The 22,260-nt window shown below is 69.5% G+C and carries 14 protein-coding genes; 6 read left to right on the forward strand and 8 right to left on the reverse strand.

What is annotated here, in order from left to right:
• Nucleotides 1-47: 47 nt before the first annotated feature.
• Nucleotides 48-1,229: a hypothetical protein gene (locus tag WME73_RS02900; protein ID WP_437914652.1), complete on the reverse strand. Its 1,182-nt coding sequence runs from the start codon at nt 1,227-1,229 to the stop codon at nt 48-50.
• Between the two features lie 342 nt (nt 1,230-1,571).
• Between WME73_RS02900 and WME73_RS02905 the strand changes: the two genes are divergently transcribed.
• Genes WME73_RS02905 through WME73_RS02915 form a run of 3 tightly spaced genes read left to right on the forward strand, consistent with a single transcriptional unit; the run spans nt 1,572 to nt 3,462 of the window.
• A complete protein-coding gene (locus WME73_RS02905) occupies nt 1,572-1,850 on the forward strand; it encodes a metal/formaldehyde-sensitive transcriptional repressor (protein WP_437914653.1) in 279 nt (92 codons plus the stop codon).
• Between the two features lie 11 nt (nt 1,851-1,861).
• Nucleotides 1,862-2,881, forward strand: coding sequence for a CDF family Co(II)/Ni(II) efflux transporter DmeF (gene dmeF / locus WME73_RS02910; protein ID WP_437914654.1), 1,020 nt, complete (start codon nt 1,862-1,864; stop codon nt 2,879-2,881).
• A complete protein-coding gene (locus WME73_RS02915; RefSeq protein WP_437914655.1) occupies nt 2,878-3,462 on the forward strand; it encodes a manganese efflux pump MntP in 585 nt (194 codons plus the stop codon). The genes dmeF and WME73_RS02915 overlap by 4 nt, the downstream gene beginning before the upstream one ends.
• Nucleotides 3,463-4,297: 835 nt before the next feature.
• Here the strand turns inward: WME73_RS02915 and WME73_RS02920 are convergent.
• On the reverse strand, nt 4,298-6,640 hold the full coding sequence (locus tag WME73_RS02920) for a membrane dipeptidase (RefSeq protein ID WP_437914656.1): 2,343 nt from the start codon (nt 6,638-6,640) through the stop codon (nt 4,298-4,300).
• A 421-nt stretch (nt 6,641-7,061) separates the two neighbouring features.
• On the opposite strand from WME73_RS02920, the gene WME73_RS02925 reads away from it, so the two are divergent.
• Nucleotides 7,062-12,692 (forward strand): DNRLRE domain-containing protein, encoded by a 5,631-nt coding sequence (locus tag WME73_RS02925; protein WP_437914657.1) that lies wholly within the window; start codon nt 7,062-7,064, stop codon nt 12,690-12,692.
• Between the two features lie 109 nt (nt 12,693-12,801).
• A complete protein-coding gene (locus WME73_RS02930; RefSeq protein WP_437914658.1) occupies nt 12,802-14,472 on the forward strand; it encodes a VWA domain-containing protein in 1,671 nt (556 codons plus the stop codon).
• A 73-nt stretch (nt 14,473-14,545) separates the two neighbouring features.
• Here WME73_RS02930 and WME73_RS02935 read toward each other — a convergent pair whose 3' ends face one another.
• The 6 genes from WME73_RS02935 to WME73_RS02960 form a co-directional block, all read right to left on the reverse strand.
• Nucleotides 14,546-15,544 (reverse strand): AraC family transcriptional regulator ligand-binding domain-containing protein, encoded by a 999-nt coding sequence (locus WME73_RS02935; protein ID WP_437914659.1) that lies wholly within the window; start codon nt 15,542-15,544, stop codon nt 14,546-14,548.
• 149 nt (nt 15,545-15,693) lie between these two features.
• Nucleotides 15,694-17,085: a DUF1552 domain-containing protein gene (locus tag WME73_RS02940; protein ID WP_437744045.1), complete on the reverse strand. Its 1,392-nt coding sequence runs from the start codon at nt 17,083-17,085 to the stop codon at nt 15,694-15,696.
• Entirely contained in the window at nt 17,082-18,827 is a 1,746-nt protein-coding gene (locus WME73_RS02945) for a DUF1592 domain-containing protein (protein ID WP_437914660.1), read from the reverse strand. Before WME73_RS02945 ends, WME73_RS02940 begins: the two co-directional genes overlap by 4 nt.
• A 162-nt stretch (nt 18,828-18,989) precedes the next feature.
• On the reverse strand, nt 18,990-19,697 hold the full coding sequence (locus WME73_RS02950; RefSeq protein WP_437914661.1) for a hypothetical protein: 708 nt from the start codon (nt 19,695-19,697) through the stop codon (nt 18,990-18,992).
• Nucleotides 19,694-20,440, reverse strand: a complete 747-nt coding sequence (locus tag WME73_RS02955; RefSeq protein ID WP_437914662.1) for a tetratricopeptide repeat protein — start codon at nt 20,438-20,440, stop codon at nt 19,694-19,696. The genes WME73_RS02950 and WME73_RS02955 overlap by 4 nt, the downstream gene beginning before the upstream one ends.
• The gene (locus WME73_RS02960; RefSeq protein WP_437549309.1) at nt 20,440-20,985 is read right to left on the reverse strand and encodes an RNA polymerase sigma factor; all 546 of its coding nucleotides are present in this window, start codon (nt 20,983-20,985) and stop codon (nt 20,440-20,442) included. The genes WME73_RS02955 and WME73_RS02960 overlap by 1 nt, the downstream gene beginning before the upstream one ends.
• Nucleotides 20,986-21,194: 209 nt before the next feature.
• Between WME73_RS02960 and WME73_RS02965 the strand changes: the two genes are divergently transcribed.
• Nucleotides 21,195-22,181, forward strand: a complete 987-nt coding sequence (locus WME73_RS02965; RefSeq protein ID WP_437914663.1) for a hypothetical protein — start codon at nt 21,195-21,197, stop codon at nt 22,179-22,181.
• The last annotated feature ends 79 nt before the right edge of the window (nt 22,182-22,260 follow it).

Genomic DNA, 22,260 nt, shown 5'->3' on the forward strand with positions numbered 1-22,260 from the left:
TAGGTCGATTATTTTTGGAAATTTGACGCCCCTGATCGGAATGCGTCCTAGATCTTCTGGCGAAGCCAGCGCGTGAAGGGGTCTAGGAAGGTCCGTTTCCAGTGGACGTTGAAGTACACGTCCGCTTCGCCGAGCTCGGGGTTGTGATCGATGGTCACGGACGCGGCGCGATCGAAGAGGCCTGCGGTGTCGAACATGGCGGGGCCGAAGCCGGTGCCCTCGACGTAGATGAGCACGTCGCCGCGGAAGGCGGAGAGGTTCGACGTGTGTCTCGCGTCGCGCCCCGAGAGCCCGCACGCGAGATCGCGGACGGCGGCGAGGGAGCCGTAATTGTCGAAGAGGGGGCCTACGAGCTCGAGCCGGGACTGGTCGCTATAGACGAGGCTCTGCGTCTCGAAATCGGCGACGGCGCGGACGAACGAGGGAGTCGGGGCGAGCGCGCCCGGAGGGGGCGGGGCGCCGAAGACGAGCAGCATGGCGAGCTGGTTGGTCGTTCCCGGGGGGAAGATGGGCAGAGGAAACGCGCCCTGAGGATCCGCGGCGGCGCCGCGCAACGCGAGCCCGAGGACGGCGATGCTGGGATCGTAGGTCGAGCCCGCGGCGAGCGCCCCCTCGAGGTTGCTGCAGATCGCGTCGTTGTGCGCGGCGATCTCCGGATCCTCGGTGTAGAAGGTGCCCTCGTAGAGAAACACGCCCGAGAAGGCGCGGGGCGCGTGATTGACGAGCGCCATGGCCGTGTTGGCGCCCGCGGAGAATCCTCCGATGACGGGCCGCGCGCCGGGGTTCTGCGAGCGCACGAGGGCGAGCGCGAAGAGCCCGTCGTTCGAGAGGGTGTCGAAGCCCCAGTCGGCCATCACGCTGCAATCGGCGGCGCCGGACTCGCACGCGCCGGGCGGGAGCTCGGTCCTCCGCTGGTCGACGAGCCAGACGTCGTGACCGGCCATGGCGAGCTCGCCGGCCGCGGACTTCGCGTACCTCCCGGTCTCGCTGATCTCGTAGAATTCGCCCGGAAGTGTGAAGGGGCTCAAGAGGATCACGGGCTCGCTGCAGCCGCGGCCGGCCCCGCGCTTGCTCACGTGGATGATCGAGAATCGATCGAGGGGGCTGTCCCCGGCCTCCACTTCGTAGACCACCCTCTCGAGCGATGGATGCGGTCGCGTGACCTCGACCGAGGTGATGTCGTACGCGCCGAAGGCGCTGCCCGCGAGAAATCCGAGCCATCCCAGCATAGGCGCTTCCCTCCATGGGAACGGGGTGAACACCACGATGTTCACCGTGGTGCTTCGAGCGGCGCTCGCTGCTCGAAGCATCCATCTTCCGCTCGCGCGCGCCCGGACGCTTGGTTGAAATGGACGAAAGCGTGCGGCATTGCCGCGTGTGGATGCTGGTGAAATGTGGTGATGTGTGCGATGTGCTCGGCAGAATCATGGGGGCCACTGGCCCGGATTTGCCCCGAAGCATTGCCTGCCCGATGGGAGACGGCGAATTCGCGCCTGACCGAGCCACCGTCGCCGGCCTCCGAGAGGAGCCAGCGCGCGGCGCTTGATCCAGATAGTATACCCCCCTATATTATGTGCGTGCACACGGTCGAGAACAAGAAGAAGCTCATCGCGCGCGTCCGGCGGATCCGCGGGCAGCTCGAAGCGGTCGAGCGGGCCCTCGAGGGCGAAGCGGGGTGCTCGGAGGTCCTGCAGACGGTGACCTCGGCGCGTGGCGCGCTGAACGGCCTCGTGGGCGAGCTCATCGAAGGTCACATCCGCACGCACGTCATCGACGGGGAGCGTGCAACGGCACCCCAGCGGGAGGCCGCGGAGGAGCTGGTCCAGATCGTCCGCGCCTATGTGAAGTGAAGGAAGCAACGATGAGCGACTCCACGGGATCCGATCGGCTCGCCCAGCTTCGACACGCCCACGATCACGGCGCCGCCGCGTCTTCGCACGAAGCCAGGACCCGGTGGGTCGTTGCGCTGACCTTCGCCATGATGGTGGCGGAGCTCGTGGTCGGCTACGCGACGAACTCGCTCGCGCTCACGGCGGACGGCTGGCACATGGCCACGCATGCGGGCGCGCTCGGCATGGCGGCCTTCGCGTACTGGTTCGCGCGCAAGCAGTCCGGGTCGAGCGCGTTCTCCTTCGGCACGGGCAAGGTGCACGCCCTCGCCGGGTACACGAGCGCGGTCGCGCTCGCGCTCATCGCGCTCCTCATGGTCGTCGAGTCGCTGCGCCGCTTCCTCCATCCCGAGTCGATTGCCTTCTCCGAGGCGCTTCCGGTCGCCGTCGTCGGTCTCGCGGTCAACCTCGTCAGCGTGCGGCTCCTCCACGCGGACGAGCACCATCACGAGGCGCACGACGACCATCCCGACCACGATCACCACGACCCTGGCCATGACGATCCCGACGACGAGCACGCCCATGGCCACGACCACCACGGGCACGATCACAATTTGCGTGCGGCGTACTTCCACGTCCTCGCGGACGCGCTGACCAGCGTGCTCGCGATCCTCGCCCTCCTCGGCGGGCGCTACCTTGGCTGGACGTTCCTCGACGCCGCGATGGGCATCGTCGGGGGGCTCGTCATCGCGAAGTGGAGCTACGGACTCTGCCGACAAGCGGCCAGGCAGCTGCTCGACGTCGTCCCTTCCGAGTCCCTCGCTCAGCGCATCCGCGATCGCATCGAGTCTACCTTCGCAGGAGCGAGCGTCGTCGATCTCCACCTGTGGGACATCGGTCCCGGCGCGCGCGCCTGCATCGTTTCGGTCGCGGTACCGAGCCCCCTGGCGCCTTCCGCTTACCGTGACGCGCTCGTCCCGATCGCCAGCCTCCAGCACGTCACGGTCGAGGTTCACCCGCTCTCTGCCGGTGACGCGCGGAGGGGCTCGTGAATTTCAGCGCGATCTTGCTCCTCGCGCTCGGGCTCGCGATGGACGCGACCGCTGTCGCGGCGGCACGAGGGCTGTCTGTTCCGGCGATTCGGGCGCGCCATGTCCTGCTCGTCGCCGGGTTCTTCGGCGGCGCTCAGGCCCTGATGCCCGTCATCGGCTGGCTGCTCGGAGCGCGGATCGGTCCGCGCGTGCAAGCGTGGGACCACTGGATCGCGTTCGTGCTGCTCGCGTTCATCGGCGGAAAGATGCTCTGGGAAGCCCGCGGCGACGACGGCGACGGCGACGACGGCGGCGAGGGCGAGACGACGGTCGATCCCTTCGCGTTGAGCTCGATGTTCGTGTTGGCGATCGCCACGAGCATCGACGCCCTCGCCGTGGGCATCACGCTGCCGATGCTGAATGCCCCGTTCGCGATCTCCGTCGTGACGATTGGCGTCGTCACGGCGCTGCTCAGCGCAGCGGGGCTCTTCGCGGGACGGCGGTTCGGGGCGATGCTCGGCAAGCGTCTCGACCTCGCTGGGGGGGTCGTGCTCATCGGACTCGGGTTCAAGATTCTCCTCGAACACCTTGCGACGTCGTAGGCGTGTCCCCGCAGACCGCGCCCGCCGGCTTCCGAGCGCGCAGGGCCGAGGCGAGTCCGAGTTGCGCCGCAGCGCTCGCTCAGATCGACAGCGCGATCGGCGAGCGCGGCCGCGCGCTGGCCGCCGCGTCGGTGCGCGGCGCGCCCCAGCCGCCGCCCGGCGCCTCGCGATCGCGAGCTTCCATGGAAGCCCCGCCCTGCTCTGGTCGCGGCCTCCCACGCCGTAAATGTCACGAACATCCATGTCGCCCCCCCTCGAACGAATGGAACAGTGTCGACGCGCGCTGCTCGTCCAGCGTGGCTGCGCTGCCTGGCTTCTCAAGGCGTGCTCTGGCTTCTCCGATCGGCGGAGCGGCGCTCCGCTCCCTGGCCGATGCAGCAAAGCGATGATGGACGAGCGTCCTGGGCTTGAGAAGCGCAAGCGCCGCAGCACGCCGCGGCCGATGCGCGGCGGAAGGTAGGAAAGTTGATTGGTGTGGAATATAGGCCGAACCCGGAATGTGGCAATACAAAACGGTGATGAATGGTAAGACAGCGGTGCGCGAGGATTGCTGTCCAGGCCGGGCCGCGCGCCGTGCGCTCGCTCTGGCTGGACGGGATCGGTCCGCGACTTCCAGCCTTGGCGCGCATGTCGGGTCTCTTCCGCGGCCGCATACGGCTTTGCCCCGCGGAACCAGCGCCTCAGCGACGGAGAGGCATTGAAGAAGGTGTGGGGGCGCTCGTCGACGACGGGCAGGTCCACGCGTCATCGCTCCCGTCGCGGTCAGTCGGACGCCGGCGATCGATCTGCGTCCAGGCAAGTGAGATTGGCGACGTGTGGCGTGTCGCGTGACGCGTCAGCGGCAGAAGAGGAACCTGCAGTTCCCGGATGCGCACTGGTTGTCCTTCGTGCACGCCGCTCCCCGGCCGCGCTTGTCCACGCACTCGCCCTCGTTGGTGCCCCACCCGCAGAACTGGCCCGCCGCGCAGTGCGCGTCGGAGCGGCAGAGGCACGTCTGGGTGAGATCGCCGCAGCGGTTGCTGGGGCACTCCTCGTTCACACGGCACCCCTGGCCGATGGCCTTCGAGCCGGGCGTGTAACAGAAGCCCGCGCCGGCGATCAGCCCGCCACAGCGGCCGGAGGCGCACTCGCTGTCGCGCGTACACAGCTGATGCTCGGCCTTCTTTGGCTCGCAGGCGTTGTCGCCGCCGACTCCAGGCGTCTTGAGCGCGCAGCGGAGGCCGCCCCCGCAATCGGCGTCGTCGTTGCAGACGCAGCGGCCCGGGATCGCGTTGCAGGCGACGGCCGTGCACTGGCCGCTCTCGCACTCCTCATCGAACCGGCAGCTCCCGCCCAGCGCCTGAAATCCAGGGCAGTAGGCCGCGCCGCACTTCGTGGGATAGGCGGATTCCCGCTCCTCCGCGGGCGCGAAGGGCGCGATGCCGCTCTCGTCGAGATCGGTGGCGGGATCGGCCATCCCGGCCCGCGGCCCCTGGGCGCGCTCCCACATGCGAAGGAAGGACTCTGTCGAGGATCTCAGGCCGGTCGTGTCCACGCCCAGGCGATCCAGGTCGGCCACGAGGTCGGGCAGCATCCCCTCGTGGGCCAGGCCCTTCTCGTCGAACTCCGTCCCCAGGGGGCCGGGCCCCTGCTCGCGCTGCTCCCAGGCCTGGCAATCGGCCTCTGCCTGGAACGCCGCCGAGCAGGCGCCGTCCTCGCCGAAGCGCGGCCGGGTCTGCTGGATGAAGCCGTTGAGATCTGCCCCGAAGGCCATGGGGACCTTCAGGCCGAGCCGCCCGTACTCGTAAGCCTGCGCGAAGGAGCGCGACGAGCCCTGACAGCTGTTCTCGACGGAGCTGCGGCTGTACTGCCGGGTCTCGTCGTGCGCGGTGCGCAGGCCGAAGATGCCGCCGGTCTGCCGGAGCATCCGGATCACCCGCGCCGGCGTGGACTTCTCTTTTTCCGCCACCGTCGGGGCCATGATCTCCCGGAAGTGACCGTGGGAGATGTAGATCGGATAATAGTCGCGCGCCCGCGCCAGCTCGAACACCCGATCCACGCCGCGCTCCGAGAGGTGCGCGACGTCGAGCAGCATTCCCCGGTCCATCATCTCGCCGACGAGCGCTTCGCCGAGGGGCGTCAGCCCGCGCACGTTGCGGCAGCTCGCGTCGACATCCATGCCCAGCGTGATCCCCGCGAGGGTGGCGCCGCAGTCGGTGTCGATGGAGCAGTTCTCGGTGTACTGCGCGAGCTGGAAGATCGGGTTGTGCAGCGCCGCCCCGCCAAAGGCGTTGTCGGCCTGGTGCACCGGCTGGAGCGTCCGGACCCCGAGGGCGTGGTACCTGGCGAGCTGCGCGCGCATCTTCGCCGCGTCGACGTCGCGGCCGAACAGGTGGCTGGCCTCGATGGACAGCACCACCGCCAGCTTGCCCGCGCCGATGATCTGCCGGGCGTGGGCCGGCGAGAGCGCGACCTCCATCCAGCCGGCGTTGCGAGCGGCCAGCGCGTGGGTCATCTGGATCTGGAGATCGACGTCCACCATCTCGTCGCACGCCCGCTGCCGGTTCTGCTCCGGCAGGATCGAGCAGAGCCAGTCGTAGCTCACCGCCGACATGACGATGAGGCTCAGCCCGCGATCGTGGGCCTCGCGCAGCCAGCTCACGTGACCTTGCTGGTGAGCGATGGTGTCCCAGCGCGGCCACCCCTCGGAGAAGCGCTTTCGCCCGAGGTGGAGCCCGGTGTCGCCGCTCGTCCCCTCCGTCTGGCCGATCACCTCCGAGCCGCCGATGCCGCCGCCCAGGCCGAGCAGCGCTGACAGCGCGCCGTTGCTGGCGAAATCGAGCATCGTCGACTGGGGGCACCGGTCCAGGAGCGCGCTGAGATCCTGTCGAACGCGCGCGTGATCGCTCCCTGGACTGCCGCCGTCGCAATCGTCCAGGGCGCCGGCGCCGTCGTGCTTGCCGTGGAGCCATCCACCCCCGAACGCCTCCTCCGACATCATGTGGAAGTGCAGGTCCGCGAACCCGCTCACCGGGGCTCCGCTGAGCGCCGCCGGGGAGGGGACCGGGGGCGCCGCCGCGGTGCCGTCTGCCGTCGCGGCGCCGGCGGAGAGGCCGAGCGAAGCAGAGAGCGCGAGATCGTCTGTCGTGCCCTGTTCACCGGGAAGCGACGGCGCTCCCGGGTCGCACGCGGACGCCATGAGCGCGAGGGCGGCCAGGGCGGCGGTCGCGAAGGGGCGCGGCCAGCGCCGGCGGCGCGCTCGGGGCGCCGGGCCGGGTCGAGTCGATAGGGCACGTGTCAGGCGATCGTCGGGGCAGGTCATGGGTGTCGCGGTCCGGGGGTTCGGTCGTGGGGGTTCCAGGCGCTGAGGACGCCTGGTTAGCTGGGGTAGTCCCCACCGCATTTTCAAGCGGTGGACCGGGCCCGCGCGGCGCGTGGCGGGTTTTGTCAGCGCCTGGCGCGGTTTGTCGCCTTCGCCGCCGGCCCAGAGGCAGCTAATCCACGCAACGATGGGAGACCGCGAGCCGCTCCGCGAGCGGGCACGGCGGCCGACCGCGTCACGTCCGCTCATCTCGGCCGATCAGGCCGTCGGGGTTGATTCAATGACAGCTCTCAGGTCCATGCTGATACGTCAGCTCATCCAATCACGAGACGCCCTCGCGGATCCCTGGCGCGCGGGCCGCCTCCCGCTCCTCCTTTGCCTGGGCATCGTCGCATCGGCCTGCGCGGGCGGCGCCGACGAGCCGAGCGAGCCGAACGAGCCCATCGGAAGCGTGCAGCAAGCGCTCTGCTCCGCGGACGACGTGGGCTGCCAGAGCGGCGCACCGAGCTGGCCGAGGTGGTCTCAGCAGCCCGATCGGCCGGACGCCGTCTTCGAGGAGTTCGAGACCGGCTCGGGCGCCGCGAGCGCGTCGAGCAGCGCCAGCGCCAGCAGCGCGTCGAGCAGCGCCAGCAGCGCGAGCGGGGCCGGCGGAGGCTCAGGCTTCGAGTTCAAGCCCAAGGCGTGCGACCCGAACCTGCTCGGCAAGATGCCGGAGAACCCGAACCCGAAGGGCGCCGATCTCCAGAACATCACGACGAACTTCCATGTCCTTCAGTCGATGCAGCTCCTCTCGTCGATCGTCAACAAGACGGCCGAGGCCATCAACGCCGCCGACACGGAGACCATCGAGGACGCCGGCAAGGGGAGGTGCATCTGCACCCAGCAAGTGGTCGCCGGGTGCACGGACGTCATCCAGAAGAGCCAGACGACCTACGAGGAGTGCTCCGACTTCTGCGATCCGGCCACGACGCCGACGAACACCTGCAGCATCGGCGTGCTCGTCTGGCTCTCCAACGACGTCCAGCAGACCAGCGCGGGCAAGGAAAAATGGGCCCGCAAGACGCTCAAGTGGCTCGACAAGATGGCCGGCGAGATCTCCGACGGGCGCTTCGCCGATTTCCTGGAGCAGGCCGGCGGCGAGCTCGAGAACGCCACCGAGCTGCTCGCGAAGATCCAGTGTTATATCGACCTCTACACCGAGGGCTACCACCTCGGCAGCTACTCCGAGCAGCGGCCCGACCTGCACATGTGCATCCCCTGGGCCGGCCATGGCGCGTACGCCACGATGGTCGAGAGCGGCGACGGCAAGTGGGGCATCGGCGGCCGCTACACGTCGCACAACCTGAGCGAGGAGCGACGCGCCCAGATGCGCACCGGCGGCTTCGCCGTGACGGCGTTCGGCGAGACGCTGAGCATCCAGCCGGGGATGGAGTTCAACATGCAGCTCGACGGGTACAAGTGGTTCAACCGCGAGGCCCCGCTCGGCATCGAGGCCTTCGGCCACTCGGGCGGCGGCGGCCTCAGCCTCGCCGCGGCGAAGAGAAACGGGGTCTTCTACCTCGCGGACGGGGATCAGGTCGAATCGCTCGACACCGACGGCGACGGCCGGGTGGCTCCGCAGGAGTTCCTCATCGGGACCTACATGCCGTTCTCCTACACGGCGGACTACACGCCGAGCGGCGCTCCCAGCCCGGCCACCTGGCCCAGGGGCGCCGCGGAGCCGGTCGAGCCCTGGGAGGGGCGCTCCGCCGCCGTCATGGCCGCGGCGCTCAACCTCGATTTCCGGATGAAGCCGATCGAGAAGGAGCTGACGAAGATCCCCCTCCCGCCGGTCCCCGGCGCGTTCCTCATCCCGTACTTCCGGCTCGGGGCCGGGGTCGAGTGGTACGACGAGGCCTATTTCATGCGCAAGCGCCTGCAGGAGGCGCTCAACAAGCACACGAACCACAAGATCGGGGACGTCGATTTCGATCGCGACATGCACCCGTTCCAGGCGCCGGACGTGACCGGCGAGGCGGGGACGGAGGTCTCGGTGAAGCCGGAGATCGGCGCGAAGCTCTTCCTCGGCGTGCCGCTCGGCAAGCGGCTGAAGGTCGGCGTCGAGGCGAGCATCGGCTTCTCCGTGGATCTCAGGCCGAGCGGCTCCGGCGGCGTGGTCGATCTCAACACCTCGCTCGAGCGGGCGCTCGTGAACAGCAACCCTGACGAGAACCTCGAGTGCAAGCCCGTCTTCAACCACAAAGATCAGACGTACTGCTCGAACCGGCTCGTCGAGGAGTCCGAGCTGAACCTCGGCTGCTCCCCGCTCGACACGAACAACTCCTGCTGCCTCACCTTCATCACCGGCGGCCGCGCCTGCATCGACGACTGGACGGGGATCACCGAAGAGTGGTGCGACTCTGGCAAGCTCTCGTACGAGCTGTTCGCCACCTTCATGAAGGAGAAGAAGGCAAAGCTGCTCAAGAGCGCCTTCCAGCAAGGCTTCACCGCCAAGTGGAACGCGAACAAGACCTGTGACGAGTGCGACAGCGACGGCACCTGCGTGACCGACGTGCGGAGCGACGATCTCCGCGACATCTCGGGCTGCCAGAAGCACGGCGTCTGCTGCCTCCCCGTGGCATCGTCGCCCTTCGGCCTGGCCGGGTCGCGCGCCCTCACGAACGGCAGCTACGCGCAGGCCCGCTTCCTCCAGGCCGGCGACCTGGCCTATGACGCGGCCACGCGCATGCTCTACGTCGCGGATCGGACCGCCGTCCGCCGCATCGACCTGGCGAGCGGCGCGGTGACGACGATCGCGGGGTCGACCGCCTCGGGCACCGCCGACGGCGTGGGCACCGCCGCGCGGTTCAACACCCTCTCGGGCATCACGCTCCACGACGGCGCCCTCTACCTCGCGGATCGCGGCAGCCGCACGATCCGCAAGCTCACGCTGAGCAACAACCAGGTCACGACGATCGCCGACCGCACGGTGGTCGGCACGCCGCGTGACGTGGCCGTGGTCGGAGGCCACCTGTACGTCACCGACAGCGCGAACCGCACGCTGATCTGGATCGATCTGGCGACGGGCGCGAACATCGCGGTCGCCGGCAAGGCGCCCTTGTCCGGGAACGCCGACGGCGTGGGGACGACCGCGCGCTTCGCCGAGCCGGCCGGCATCGTCGCCGACGGGCGCGGCAATCTCTACATCGCCGACGCGTTCAATCACTCGCTGCGCCGGTATGAGATCGCGACCTCGATGGTCACCACCGTGGCAGGCAACGGCGCCGCGGGCTCCGCGGACGGCGCCGGGACGGCCGCCCGGCTCACCTCGCCGCAGGCGCTGGCGATCGACGGCGCTGGCAGCGTGTTCATCGGCGAAGGCAACAGGCCTGGTCGAATCCGGCGCTTCGACCCGGCGCTCGGCGCCACGGCCACGGTCGCCGGCGCGCCTGGCACCGTATGGCAGGACGGCCTGGTCACGACGGCCGTCTTCGAGCTGCCCGGCGGCCTCGCCGTGCTGCCGTCGGGCGACATCTATGTGAGCGATACGCTGCCGTATACGGTCCGCAAGCTCGGGAGCAACTGCGACGCATCGGTCCCGGGAGCCGTCGTGTACGACGTCACGGAGTCCGAGTGCCCCGGCAACTTCGGCGCGTACCGCTGCGTGACCGAGACCCGGAGCGATGTCGTCGACTGGAGGGGCCCCGGCTGCCACCCGCTCCATGCCGGCTTCCAGTCCGCGTGCGGCTGCACGTCGAACGCCGATTGCGCGAGCGGCGAGACCTGCGACGCCGTGAAGAAGCTGTGCACCGTGGGCGGCACGCCGGTCGCGTGCCTGTGCAGCGGGGAGCCGAACCCGAGCTGCGCGAGCGAGCCAGGCCGCACGTGCGTCGAGGGCGCGTGCACCCGCCGCTGCAACTACGATTCTTCCACCGCGGACACCGTCTGCGGCTACGGTCAGGTCTGCACGCCCGACGGCGCGTGCGCGCCGCAGGCCGGCGCCCAGTACGCCGAGCAGGTGATCTGGGGCCTCAAGAACCCCGAGGCGCCTGCCCACGCGATCGCCACCTACGGCATGAGCGAGATCGAGCTGATCGCCGCGCTCAACGCGGGCATCCACGTCGGCCTCGAGTTCAAGCTCTTCAAGAAGCCGAGGAAGTTCACGCTCTGGGACTGGCGCCGATCCTGGGATATCGGCTCGGTCGCCAAGGCCAAGTTCCAGCCCGGGCTCGAGGCGACGTACCAGTGGGACAGCACGTCGCTCGGCGAGGTGACGAACTACCAGGAGAAGGAGGTGACCCGTTACGCGGCCATCACGTCGGAGACCGCCGACTTCCTCTCGTGGTGCAAGGACGAGATGCCGCTCTACGCGGAGGACCCGCTGCCCCCCACGACGGACGACGTGAAGGCCAGTGTGCAGGAGGTCATCGACTTCGGCTTCGCGCTGGGAGAGCAGGTGTCCACGATGGAGAACCTCTGCATCGACGGTCGGCCCATGATGGACTGGCTGCAGGACAAGGACGCGCTCGCCGAGACGTTCGTGACCGGGACCTGCTCCTACGTCGGACCGGTGAGCGGCTTGCGTGGCAACCTCAATTTCCCGTGCCAGGAGGCACACCTGTACCTGCTCATGCACTGGGGCTGCCTCGACACGCAGCGCTCCCCCGTCTCCAACCAGCTGCGGCTCGGCGACTTCAGCGGCGCCGTCGTCAACAACCCGACGCCCACGTTCGACCTGACCAAGCTGCTGTACGACACGAGCAATGGGCTCGAGGCGTTCAACCTGGTGCACCGCAGCGCCCTGGCCGAGACGTGGCTCGCCGAGGTGGAGGCGTGCTTCGACGACCACTCCGAGGACACCGTGCCTTGCACGTGCATCGACGACGCGGATTGCACGACGGGACCGGGGCAGACGTGCGTGAGCGGGACGTGCCAGGGCCCCGAGGACGACGTCATCCAGTGCTCCGTCGTGAAGAACGCGGGCGTGACCGTCGAGCGCTGCTGCGGCGACGGCGTGAAGCAGGCGTCCGAGCAGTGCGACGACGGCGACACGCAGAGCGGAGACGGCTGCTCGTCGAGCTGCCTCCTGGAGGCGAAGGGCGCGTGCTGCCGGTCCCAGACCTGCACCGATCTCGGCACGGGCGGTATCGGCTCCAGCGCGAGCTGCCGTGAGGCCGGCGGCTACTTCGTGAGCGGCTACAGCTGCGCGGAGATCGACGCCTGCGGGGCCGCGCCGATCGGCTCGTGCACGGAGCCCGACGGCACCTGCCACACGCCGACCTACGAGGCGCAGTGCGACGCGGTGAGCGGCGTGTTCGTCGAAGGCGGCCGCTGCGAGAACGAGCCGGAGCGGCTGGAGATCCAGCCCGGTAGCGCCGGCGCCGACGCGACCATCACCAGCCTGGGCTCGGGCGCCGGGACCAACAACGGGAATTCCCCGAACCTGACCGCGGGGCTGTGGACGTCCAGCGACGTCAAATACACGAACCGGAGCCTCTTCCGCTTCGATCTGTCGACCATCCCGGCGGGCTCCACGATCGAGCGGGCGCGCCTCAGCCTCTACGCCGATCCCGACGCGCGCCTCTACGGCCAGGGTACCTCGAACGGCCTCTCCCCGGGGCACGCGACGCTCGGCGGCTCCAACGCCTTCCTGCTCCAGCGCGTCACCTCGGCGTGGCAGGAGAACACCGTGACCTGGGCCAACCAGCCCACGACCACGACGCTCAACCAGGTGCTCCTGCCGCAGAGCACGTCGGACGGTCAGGACTACGAGCGCGTCGACGTGACGGCGCTCGTGCGGGACATGCTGAGCGCGCCCGCGAACAACCACGGCTTCCTGATGCGGCTCCAGGACGAGGTGGTGAAGTGGCGAGAGGTCTCGTTCACGTCGAGCGATCACGCGACCGCCGCGCGGCGCCCCAAGCTCGAGGTGGTGTTCCGGAGGCCCTGAACGCCGGCGCGACAGGGCGGGGCGCAGATACGAAGATGCGCCCCGCTCTGGACCTTTGGTTTTGATCGACACTCAAGAAGGATTGGAGCACATGAGAAGGTCATTCAGAATGTTCGCATGCGTCGCCGGCGGTCTCCTCGCGAGCGCGGCGGGGGTGTCCGCGGCGCTGGCCCAGGTCGCCCCGCTGGACACGAACCATGTGGTGATCATCGACCGGTCCGGCAGCATGTACGGCGACCGCATCGAGCTCGCGAAGAAGGCGGCCAAGATCTACTGGAACACGCTCATATCGAGCAACGTGCCGGCGTCGCAGTCGTTCACGGAGCTGCTCGGCGTGGCGAGCTACTCCGACACCTCGTCGATCACGTACCCCATGACGGCGCTGCCGGCGTCCGGCCTGGACGCGGCGGTCGACGCGCTCGTCGCGGACGGCTCCACCTCGATCGGGGCCGGCCTGGAGGAGGCGCTCGACATGTTGATCGCCGAGAGCCCGACCAAGAGCGCGCGCGAGTGCGTCATCCTGCTGTCCGACGGTCAGCACAACACCCCGCCTGCCCCGAGCGACTTCTACGCGGACTATTTCAGTCGCGTGGACGAGGTCCACTCGATCGCGCTCGGGTCCGGAGCGGACGAGGCGATGATGAGCGACATCGCGGCGAACTACGGGTTCTCGCCCGGGCTCTACCTGCGCGCCGACAGCGACACCGCGATCGATCAGCTCGAGCTGATCGGCGCGTTCAACCGCATGGCGAACGATTGCCGCGACGGCGGCATGATCGACCAGGGGCTGACGCAGATCCCGCCTCCGTCGCCGCAGTCGCCGCTGTCGTTCGCGTGCGCGGACACGCTGGTCTCGGCGGCGCAGATCGTGGATTTCACGATGATCTTCGTCGGGGCGGCCGCGCCGGAGGTCTACTTGCTTCCCCCGTGGGACCCGACGTCCCAGATCACCGAGGCGAACTTCGCCGCGTCTGGCTCCGACCTGACCTTCTTCTCGGCGGAGAACTTCAAGCGCTTCTCCCTGAACCTGACGCAGGCGCACGAGGAGGGGTCCTGGCAGTTCTGCGCCGTCAACACCTCGGATCAGCCCATCTACGTCTACTCCGCGGTATCGACCCTGGCCGACACGATCGAGCTCCAGGTCACGCCGAGCACGCTGAACGTCGGGGCGGCGCCGCTCATCGTGGAGGCCGAGGTGAGCCACCTGGGCAGCCCGGTGCTGGGCGCCACGGTCAGCGCGGAGATGACCGGCCCGAGCGGCGCGGTCACGCCCCTGTCGTTCCACGACGACGGCGCCGCCGCGCACGGCGACACGACGGCCAACGACGGCGTCTACTCGCTGAAGGTCGGCCAGTTCGCCGAGACGGGGAGCCACGACATCACGGTGTTCGCGGACCACGCCGGCAGCGCCACCGTCCCGATGTTCACGCGGCAGCACACGTTCGGGTTCTACAAGAACCCCGCGCCCCCCTGCCAGAGCCTCGGGCCGATGAGCGCGGCGATCGTCGCTTCGGTCAACGGGACCTCTTGCTTCCAGATCGATCGGTCGAGCCTCCCGACCGCCTGGACGCCGGCGACCCTGACGTTGCAGATGAGCCCGACGGACGGCGTCCCGCTGAACGGCGTCAGCGTGTCGGTCAACGGCGGGGCGCCCCAGAGCGCCCTGGCGAACAGCTGGTCCGCGACGACCACGATCCCGTTCCCGGGCACCGCGAACGACGTTGTCTATCAGGTGAGCACGACGACCAACAGGCAGCTTCGGATTCAATGGTATCCGTGACGCTGAGCGACGGTCTCGGCGCGACGCGCCGCTGACTCGTCATGGACCGCGCGGACCGCCGGTGAGCTCCGGCTCACCGGCGGCGCAGCGCGCGGGACACGGAGCGCGCGCTCGCGTAGCCGAGCCCGGCGGCGAGCGCGCGCCTCGTTGGGTTGGACGAGGCCAGGTAGCGATTCGCCAGCTCGGTTCGCGCTTCCATCAAGAGGGCGCGGTGGGACGTGCCCTGCTCTCGCAGCAGCCGCTGGAGCGTCCGCGAGCTCACGCCGAGGTGCTCGGCGACGCGATCGATGTTCGGGTTGCCCTGAGCGATGCAGAGCTGGAGGGCCTGTCGGACATCCTCGACGAAGCTCGACGGGACGCCGGCGGCGGTCGCCGGCGCCCCGCCGACCTTGCCGAGCGCCTGAAGCCGCGCCGCCGCGCAGTCCTCGAGGATCTCACAGAGGCGCGGCTCGGCGGAATGGAAGGGCAGCTCCAGGAGATCCCGATCGAAGACCAGCTCGTCGTGGGGGGCATCAAACTCGACCCGCGCGTCGAAGACGCGCTCGTACTCGCCTGCGACGCGCTCGCGGCGGTGCCGGAAGCGCACCGCCAGCGGGCGGATGTGCTCGCCCGAGAACGCCCGCGTCCGGAGCACCATCAAACTGACGATGAGATCCGCGACGGCGGGCACGCCGTCCGGCGAGAGGTGGCGGAAATGCGCGCGGCGACCGGTCACCTCGAGGCTCAGGACGCCCCCATTGGCGACCAGCGGAGCGAAGCGGATGACGCGTTCCAACGCTATGCCAAAGCTGCTGCTGCTGCGTGTCAGGTAGTCCAGGAGATCGAGCGAGCCGACCTCGAGCCCCTCCGCGGCGTGCAGCCCGAGCAGCGGATTGCCGCTCATCTTCTCGGCGGAGGACCATATCTGCCGCGCCACGCTCAGAGAGATCGGCAACCCGCGCTGGCGGAGCGCCTCCGGCGGGAGCGCTGCGTCGCGCAGGACCGCGTCGATCGGCAGCCCGAGCTTGGGCGCTGCGGAGAGAAGGAGCAGGACGAAGTCAGAGAACGCGGACTGGGCTGGCGCATGGACCACGGTTCCTCACAAGCCAAATGTGTCGGAGCGTAGTGGCCGAAGCCGCCCGGGGCAACCCGGATCCTGGCGCTGGGCACCTACCCGTCCGGCGTCCCGCGCGGCGTGCGCGGCGTGCGCGGGCGCCCGGGGGTGCGAGGCGAAAAGGGGGCTCAGGCCAGGAGGCCCGGCAGCGGCCCGGTGCACACGCCGGGAATGCCGAAGGTGGTCACGTCGTCGAGGCCCATCGCGTTGCATACCGACACGAGCAGGTTGTTGTGCGGCAGGTCGGCGTATTTCATGTAACGGCCCATCTTGAAGTAGCCGCCCGCGCCGCCCGCGAGCACCCAGGGGATATCCTTGTACGTGTGCGTGTTGCCGACGCCGAGCTCGTTGCCCCAGAGCAGCAGGGTGTTGTCCAGCACCGAGCTGCCGTCCACTTCCTTCGCGAGCGCCAGCTGATCCAGCACGTATTTCACCTGCTCGCTGTGCCAGACGTTGATCTTCACGAGCTTCTCGTTCGCGACCGCATCGTTGTCGCCGGCGTGGGAGAGCTCGTGGTGCTCCTCGTTCACCCCGATCCAGGGATAGTACTGCCAGCTATCGGCGTTGGCCCACATGAACGTGGAGACGCGGGTCATGCCGCAGATGTGCGCGAGCAGCATCAGGTCGGTCTGCAGCCGGCCGACCTTCGGATAGTTCTCCATCGCTCGCGTGTCGAACTTCTCCGGCATCGTGGGCGGCGTGCACGAGACCGCCGAGCTCTGCAGCCGCTGCTCGATGTTGCGGATGCCGCCGAGGTGCGCCTCGAGCCGCGCCTTGTCCTCGGAGCTGACGCGCGCCTTCAGGCGGCCGATATCGTCCTTGAGGAAGTCCAGCACGCTCTGGCGCTCGGCGATCAGCCGCTGCAGCTCCGTTTCGGAGAGATCCGCGTTGGCGAAGATGCGCGAATACATCTGGAATGGATCGTCGACGGCCGTGTTCGGCTGGTTCGGACCGCGGTACGAGATCACGCGGAGCGGCTCCTGCCCCTCGATGCGCACGCCGAACTCGAGCGACGGGAACTGGCTGCTCTCGCCGATGCGACTCGCGATGTGCTGATCGACCGAGATGCGATCCGCCCAGCCGGCAGGGCCGCCCGCGCCCGTGAAGCTGCCGGCGAGCAGGGAGCCGCCCGTGAGCATCGCGCCGGGGCCCTTCATGTGCGGGCCGCCGGGTTTGTTCTCGCTCGGGACGCCGAGCTCGTCCTCGACCGTCGAGTTCATGTGCACGCCCTTGAGCACAAGCATCCTCTGCTTGTGCTCCTCGAGCGGCGCCAGGATCGGGCCGAGCGAGAGCGGCGCCTCGTGCGCGTCCCCTGCCGGAAAGAACGCCGACGGCACGGTGCCGTTCGCCGAGAAGATGCCGATGAAGCGCCTGGCGCCCGGCTGCTTCGCGTCCTGACCAAACACCGTGGCGCTCCGCCAGACGGGGCTCGTGAGCGCGACGGTCAGGGCGCCGAGCCCGCCCAGCAGCTTGCGGCGGCTGATCTGGGTGCGGAGGTCGATAGGGCCTCTTCGGTTCATGGCATCTCCTTCGTGTGCGCGTCGATCGGACGGCGGAAGAGGAAGGCGTCCGTCTCCACGACGGCGCGGGGGAGCGCGTTCAGATCCTGGCCGGCGGCCTTGAAGGTCTCGAGCAAGCTCTCCATCGAGCAACCATCCATGTCCTGCTCGAAGCGGGCGATCGCGAAGCGGAACCACTGGCGCGCCACGCACTCTTCCACCTCGGCGCTGCCCGCGAGCCTCTCGCCGAGCTCCGCCACGCCCTCGAACTCGCCGTCCATGTCACGGGTGGCGATGACCTTGCCGCTCGCGTCGACCGGCTCGCCGCCGTCGAGCTCGCGGTAGCGGCCGATCGCGTCGTAGTGCTCGAAGCCGAAGCCGATCGGATCGAGCAGCTGGTGGCAGCCGACGCAGCTCGGGTCCACCTCGTGCTGGGACAGCCGCTCTCGGGTCGAGCTGCTCGGGTCGACCTCGGGCGGCTTGGGGATGTTGGCCGGCGGGGCCGGTAGCTGCTGGCAGAGCAGCGCCTCGCGCACGAACTTCCCTCGGTAGATCGGCGAGCTCTCCGCGGGCTTCGCCTGGATGGCGAGCAGCGCCGGGAGCGTCAGGATACCCGAGGTGGCGCCGTCCGTGCGCTTCAGCGCCTGGAAGGACTCGTCGCCGGTGACGCCGTAGTACCCGCCGAGATCCTTGTTGTAGAAGACCGTCGTCGAGGTGAGGAGCGCGCTCAGCTTGCCTCCCTCGCCGTCGAGCACGTGGTCGAAGAAGGCGTCGGCCTGCCCGCGCAGCGACTCACGGAACGACCGCGATTGCCACTCGGGGAAGGCGTCCGCGTCCTTCACCACGCTGTTCAGGCCGTTCAGGTGCGTCCAGCTGCCGAGGAAGCGATGGACCAGCTTCTGGCCGCGCTCGTCCTCGAGCATCCAGTCGAGCTGCGCCGCGACGCCCTCCTTCGTGGTCAGGCTGCCGTCTTCGATGGCCTCGTTCAGCCTGGCGTCCGGCAGGGTGCCCCACAGCATGTAGGAGAGGCGAGCGGCGACCTCGTACGGAGAGAGCTTCACGGCGCGATCGCTCACCTTCTCCGAGGTGCCGATCTCGACGCGGTAGAGGAAGCGCGGCGACTGCAGCATGCCGCGGAGCAGGAGCTCGACCCCGTGCTCGTAGCTCGTCTCCGCGCCGACGTCGAAGAGCTGAAGGTGTCGCTCGATGTCCGCCGCGTCCGTGATCGGCGCGCGGTAGGCGCGGGCGCCGAAGCCCACGACCAGCCGGCGCGCGCACTCGCTCGGCTCGGCGCCGACCTCGCAAGGCGCGATCTCGTCGAGCGCCGCCGGACTGCCGGCGACGGCCGCGGCGATGACGTCCGCCGCGGCCTGGAAATGCTCGAGCTCGACCTGCGTCACGTCCGGCTGCAAGAGGCCGAACGCCGACGCCTCGATCGCGGGGCCGAGCGCCGCATCCAGGCCGGGCACGTCGCCGACGAGGTCGCGCACGGTGTTCAGGTACTGCTCCCGCGAGAGCAGCCGCATCGGCGAAGGCCCAGGATCGATGGTGCTCGCGTCGCACTTCAATGGCTGGCCGGGGCCCGCCGACCCCGAGCCCGAGCCTCCGCTGCTCGAGCTGCCGCTCGTGCCGTTCGTGCCCTCTGCCGGCGATGTGCCGTCTTCGCTGCCCAGGTTGCCGATGCACGCCGACAGCGTGAGCGCCGCGGCGAGCAGGCCCACGCTTCCGTGAGACTTGAATTGTTCAATCGATGATGTAGTCATTCAGGGCTCCGCTCGACGCTGCTGGCTACTCCGGCTCGGTGGGGAGACCTGCTCGGGCGCGATCACCTTTTTCGTCGTCGAAGCGCGGAGACGTTTCGATTGGTACGAAGAGGTGGGTCTACGGTCGCCGAGCTCCGACCCGATGGCGGGAGCGCCGCCGGCTCACGGCCCTTCGATGCGGCAGCACACCGCGCAATCGTAGACTTCGAGCAATTCGCGCCCTGCGCACGGGACGTCGCCGCACGCGGTTCCCTTCAAGGCCCCGCAGCTCGGGAGGCATTCCCCTTCGACCTCGATCGAATGCGGCGGATCGCAGGGCGTGTCGTTGCCCGGAGGCTCGTCGCCGTCCGGCGTGAAGTACAGCCGATCCAGCTGGACGCCCTCGACGGCGTCCGCGAGGACGAGCTCGTGCGCTCCGGCCGAGAGGGGGAAGCGGAGCGGCTCGCCATAGCGCGTGTCGTCGTGGAGATCGTCCCAGAACCAGATGTCGCCGACGCTGATGCGCCAGAGGTACCAGGGGCCGCTGTCCACCTGGAACCAGAAGCGGTTGTTGAGGGCGCTCGGAGCGTGGATCCGCCCCCAGATCACGTATTCTGCCCCGCTCGGCGCCTCGAAGCGGTAGCGAGCTCGCGCGAGCCCCGGCGCCTCGTCCGAGGGCATTCCGCCAGGGGGCGCGATGAAGCGACCCTCGGAAGCGCGGCTGTCTTCACCGACGGTGAAGCCGTCGCTCAGCTCTCCGAGCTCCGCCTCGATATAAGATGATCCGGACACGACCGGCGCCCAGGCTCCGACCGAGGTGATCTCCGCATCACACCCGGAGGCCGCAAGGCAGCCGAACGCCATGATGCGAGCGGCCGAGCAGCGCTTCACGGCTGATCCAGGAACCGCCTTAGCTTCGCGCTGTGGGGGCTCTTGGGATACTGCTTGACGAAGGCCTGAGCCCGCCGCTTCGCCTCCTGTGCGTTGCCGCGCGCGGCCAGCACGTCGATGGCGAGCACCTCGCGCTCCTGCCGGAGCACGCCGTTCGGGAACTGCGCGCGCAGGCGCTCGAGGAGCGCCGTGGCTCCCGCCACGTCTCCGGAGCGCAGCTTGGCGCGCGCTTCCGTGAGCAGCGCGCTCTCCGCGCGCAACAGATCGGTCTCCGTCGGCTTCGGTCCGCTCGGCCTCCGGATCGGCTCTCCCGCGGTGGGACCATCGAGCGGCGGCTCCGGAAGTGCCTTGGGCTCCTCCGGAGGCGCCACAGGGGTCTGCGGCACCTCCGCGGGCGCGCGCTCCGGGGCCGCCGCGCGGGGCGGCGCAGGCGGCTCGTCCGGGGAGGAGAGGGCCCAGTACCCTCCGCCGAGCACCAGGCCCCCGCCCACGAGCACCGCCGCTGCCTTGACCGAGAGCGCCGACGGCAACAGCGAACCGACGCCAGCCTTCGTGGCAGCGGCGGCGCTGGCGCCGGCCGTGGCGCCGACGGCCGTCCCTGCCGCCAGCTGGCCCGCGATGCCGCGCCATGCGCGCTCCTTCGCGCCCTCGGGCGGACCCACGTGGCGCACGCTTCCCAGGAGCTCCCGCTCGAGCGGGTCCGCCCCGCTCTTGATGCTCAGCAGCCGTTCAGGATCCCCCATCACACGGCCTCCTTTCGGCTCGTGTCCTGTGCCAGCGCGAGGCGCTTGACCTCTCGCGAGAAGGTCTCGCGCGCCAGGCGAAGGCGCGAGCGCACGGTGCCCACGGAAATGCCCAGCAGGTCCGCGATCTCCTGGCCCGACTTCTCCTCGAGCTCGAACAGGACGAACACGAGGCGCTGCGGCTCCGGCAGCTTGTTCAAGATGGCCTCCGCCGCCTGCGCGCGCTGCCGCGACTCCGCGCTCAGCGCGAGCTCCTCGGAAGCGCCGCCGTAGAGGTCCATCTCCGCGGCGTCCGTCGTGACCTCGCGCCGGAACCGCGCGGAGCGCCGGTAGTCGCTCGCAACACGCTGGCAGATGCCGAAGAGCCATGTCGTGAGGAGCGATCGACCCTCGAACTCGGGGAGCTTGAAGTGCGCGGTCAAGAACACCTTCTGCGCCAGGTCGAGCACGTCCGCCTCGCGCACCCCGAGGCGCCTGAGCGAGCACCAGACGAAGTTGAAGTGCGCGTCGTAGAGGGCTCGAAACTCGGGGTCCGGTGTGCTCATGCCGTAACGTCCCGGTGACCTGTCAGCGAGCGAGACGAGCAGACGCCGCAAGATCGAGCGCGGAATTGTGCAGGGACGATACCACTCGGCCACCTAGTGGGGACGCCGGGCCGAGACGATCACAAATAAATGCGCGTGCACCGCGCGGCGGCTACCCTCGCGTCGTCCCGATGCGGAGGCGTCGCGCTTTTCCCGTGGTTTTTGGTGCGATGCTGGCGGCTTCGGGGACCGCCACGGCACAGACCGAGCCGTTCCTGAGCGTGACGCGCGGCGCTGGCGCCGAGAGCTGCCCGGACGCGGCGCGCCTCATCGAGCGCGTCGAGCAGCTGCGCGGCCGGCCGGAGACGGGTGCGAGCGGCTCCTACGTCGTCGAGTTCACCCGGGATACCGACGGCTTCCGCGCGTCCATCCGCAGCGGGAGCGGCGCGCGCGAGCTGCGCGATCGCAGCCGCAGCTGCGCCGGGCTCGAGCAGGCGACCGCGGTGACGCTCGCGCTGCTGCTCGACTCCGACGCGCGGGAGCCGGCCGTGCGAGCTCCCGAGGCCGACGCGGGCGCCGAGCCGGCGCCTGCCCCCGAAGCGGCGGCGCCTGCCTCCGAAGCGGTGGCGGCGGCGGCCACCTCGCCGCCCAAGCCCGCGGGACCTGGCGGCGGCGAGCGGACGGGCGAGGCTCCGAGCGCGGGGCGTACTCCGACGCGGCTTACGCTGGCGGTCGGCGCCATTGGCCTGTTCGGCGTGGTGCGCCCCTTTGCGCCCGCGCTCTCCGCGGAGGTAGGCATCGGCGGCGCGCGACTTCGAGCCACGATGGGCGCGCTCTGGCTCGTTCCTCAGACGCTGAAGCACGGTCCAGGCGAGCTCCGCGAAACGATGCTCGGTGGAGTCGTCCGCGCCTGCCTGGCTGCCGCGGGCTCAGAGGCGCTGCGCTTCGATGTGTGCTCTGGCCTTCACGCCGGCTGGCTGAAGGCGGCGGCGAGCGGCTACACGCGGAACGACGTTGCCGAGAAGATGTGGCTGGCGGTGCCGCTCGAGCTGTCGCTGGCGAGGCTGTCAGGTCCGCTCGGCTTCGACGTCAGCGCCTCCGCGTTGCTGCCGCTTCGGCGCAGCGATTTCTCGGTGGATGGCGTGGGCGTCGCGTACAGCTCGCCGCCGGTCGGCGCGCTGGTGTCGCTCCGCGGCGTCGGGGTTTGGGTGCTTTAGCGTGGATTTTGCGCCCAGGGGGCACGAGTGGGCCGATGGCATAACGTGCAGCCGAAAATGGCCATGTCAAAGACGCAGT

The sequence above is a fragment of the Sorangium sp. So ce302 genome, assembly GCF_051530145.1.
Lineage (GTDB): Bacteria > Myxococcota_A > Polyangia > Polyangiales > Polyangiaceae > Sorangium > Sorangium cellulosum_B.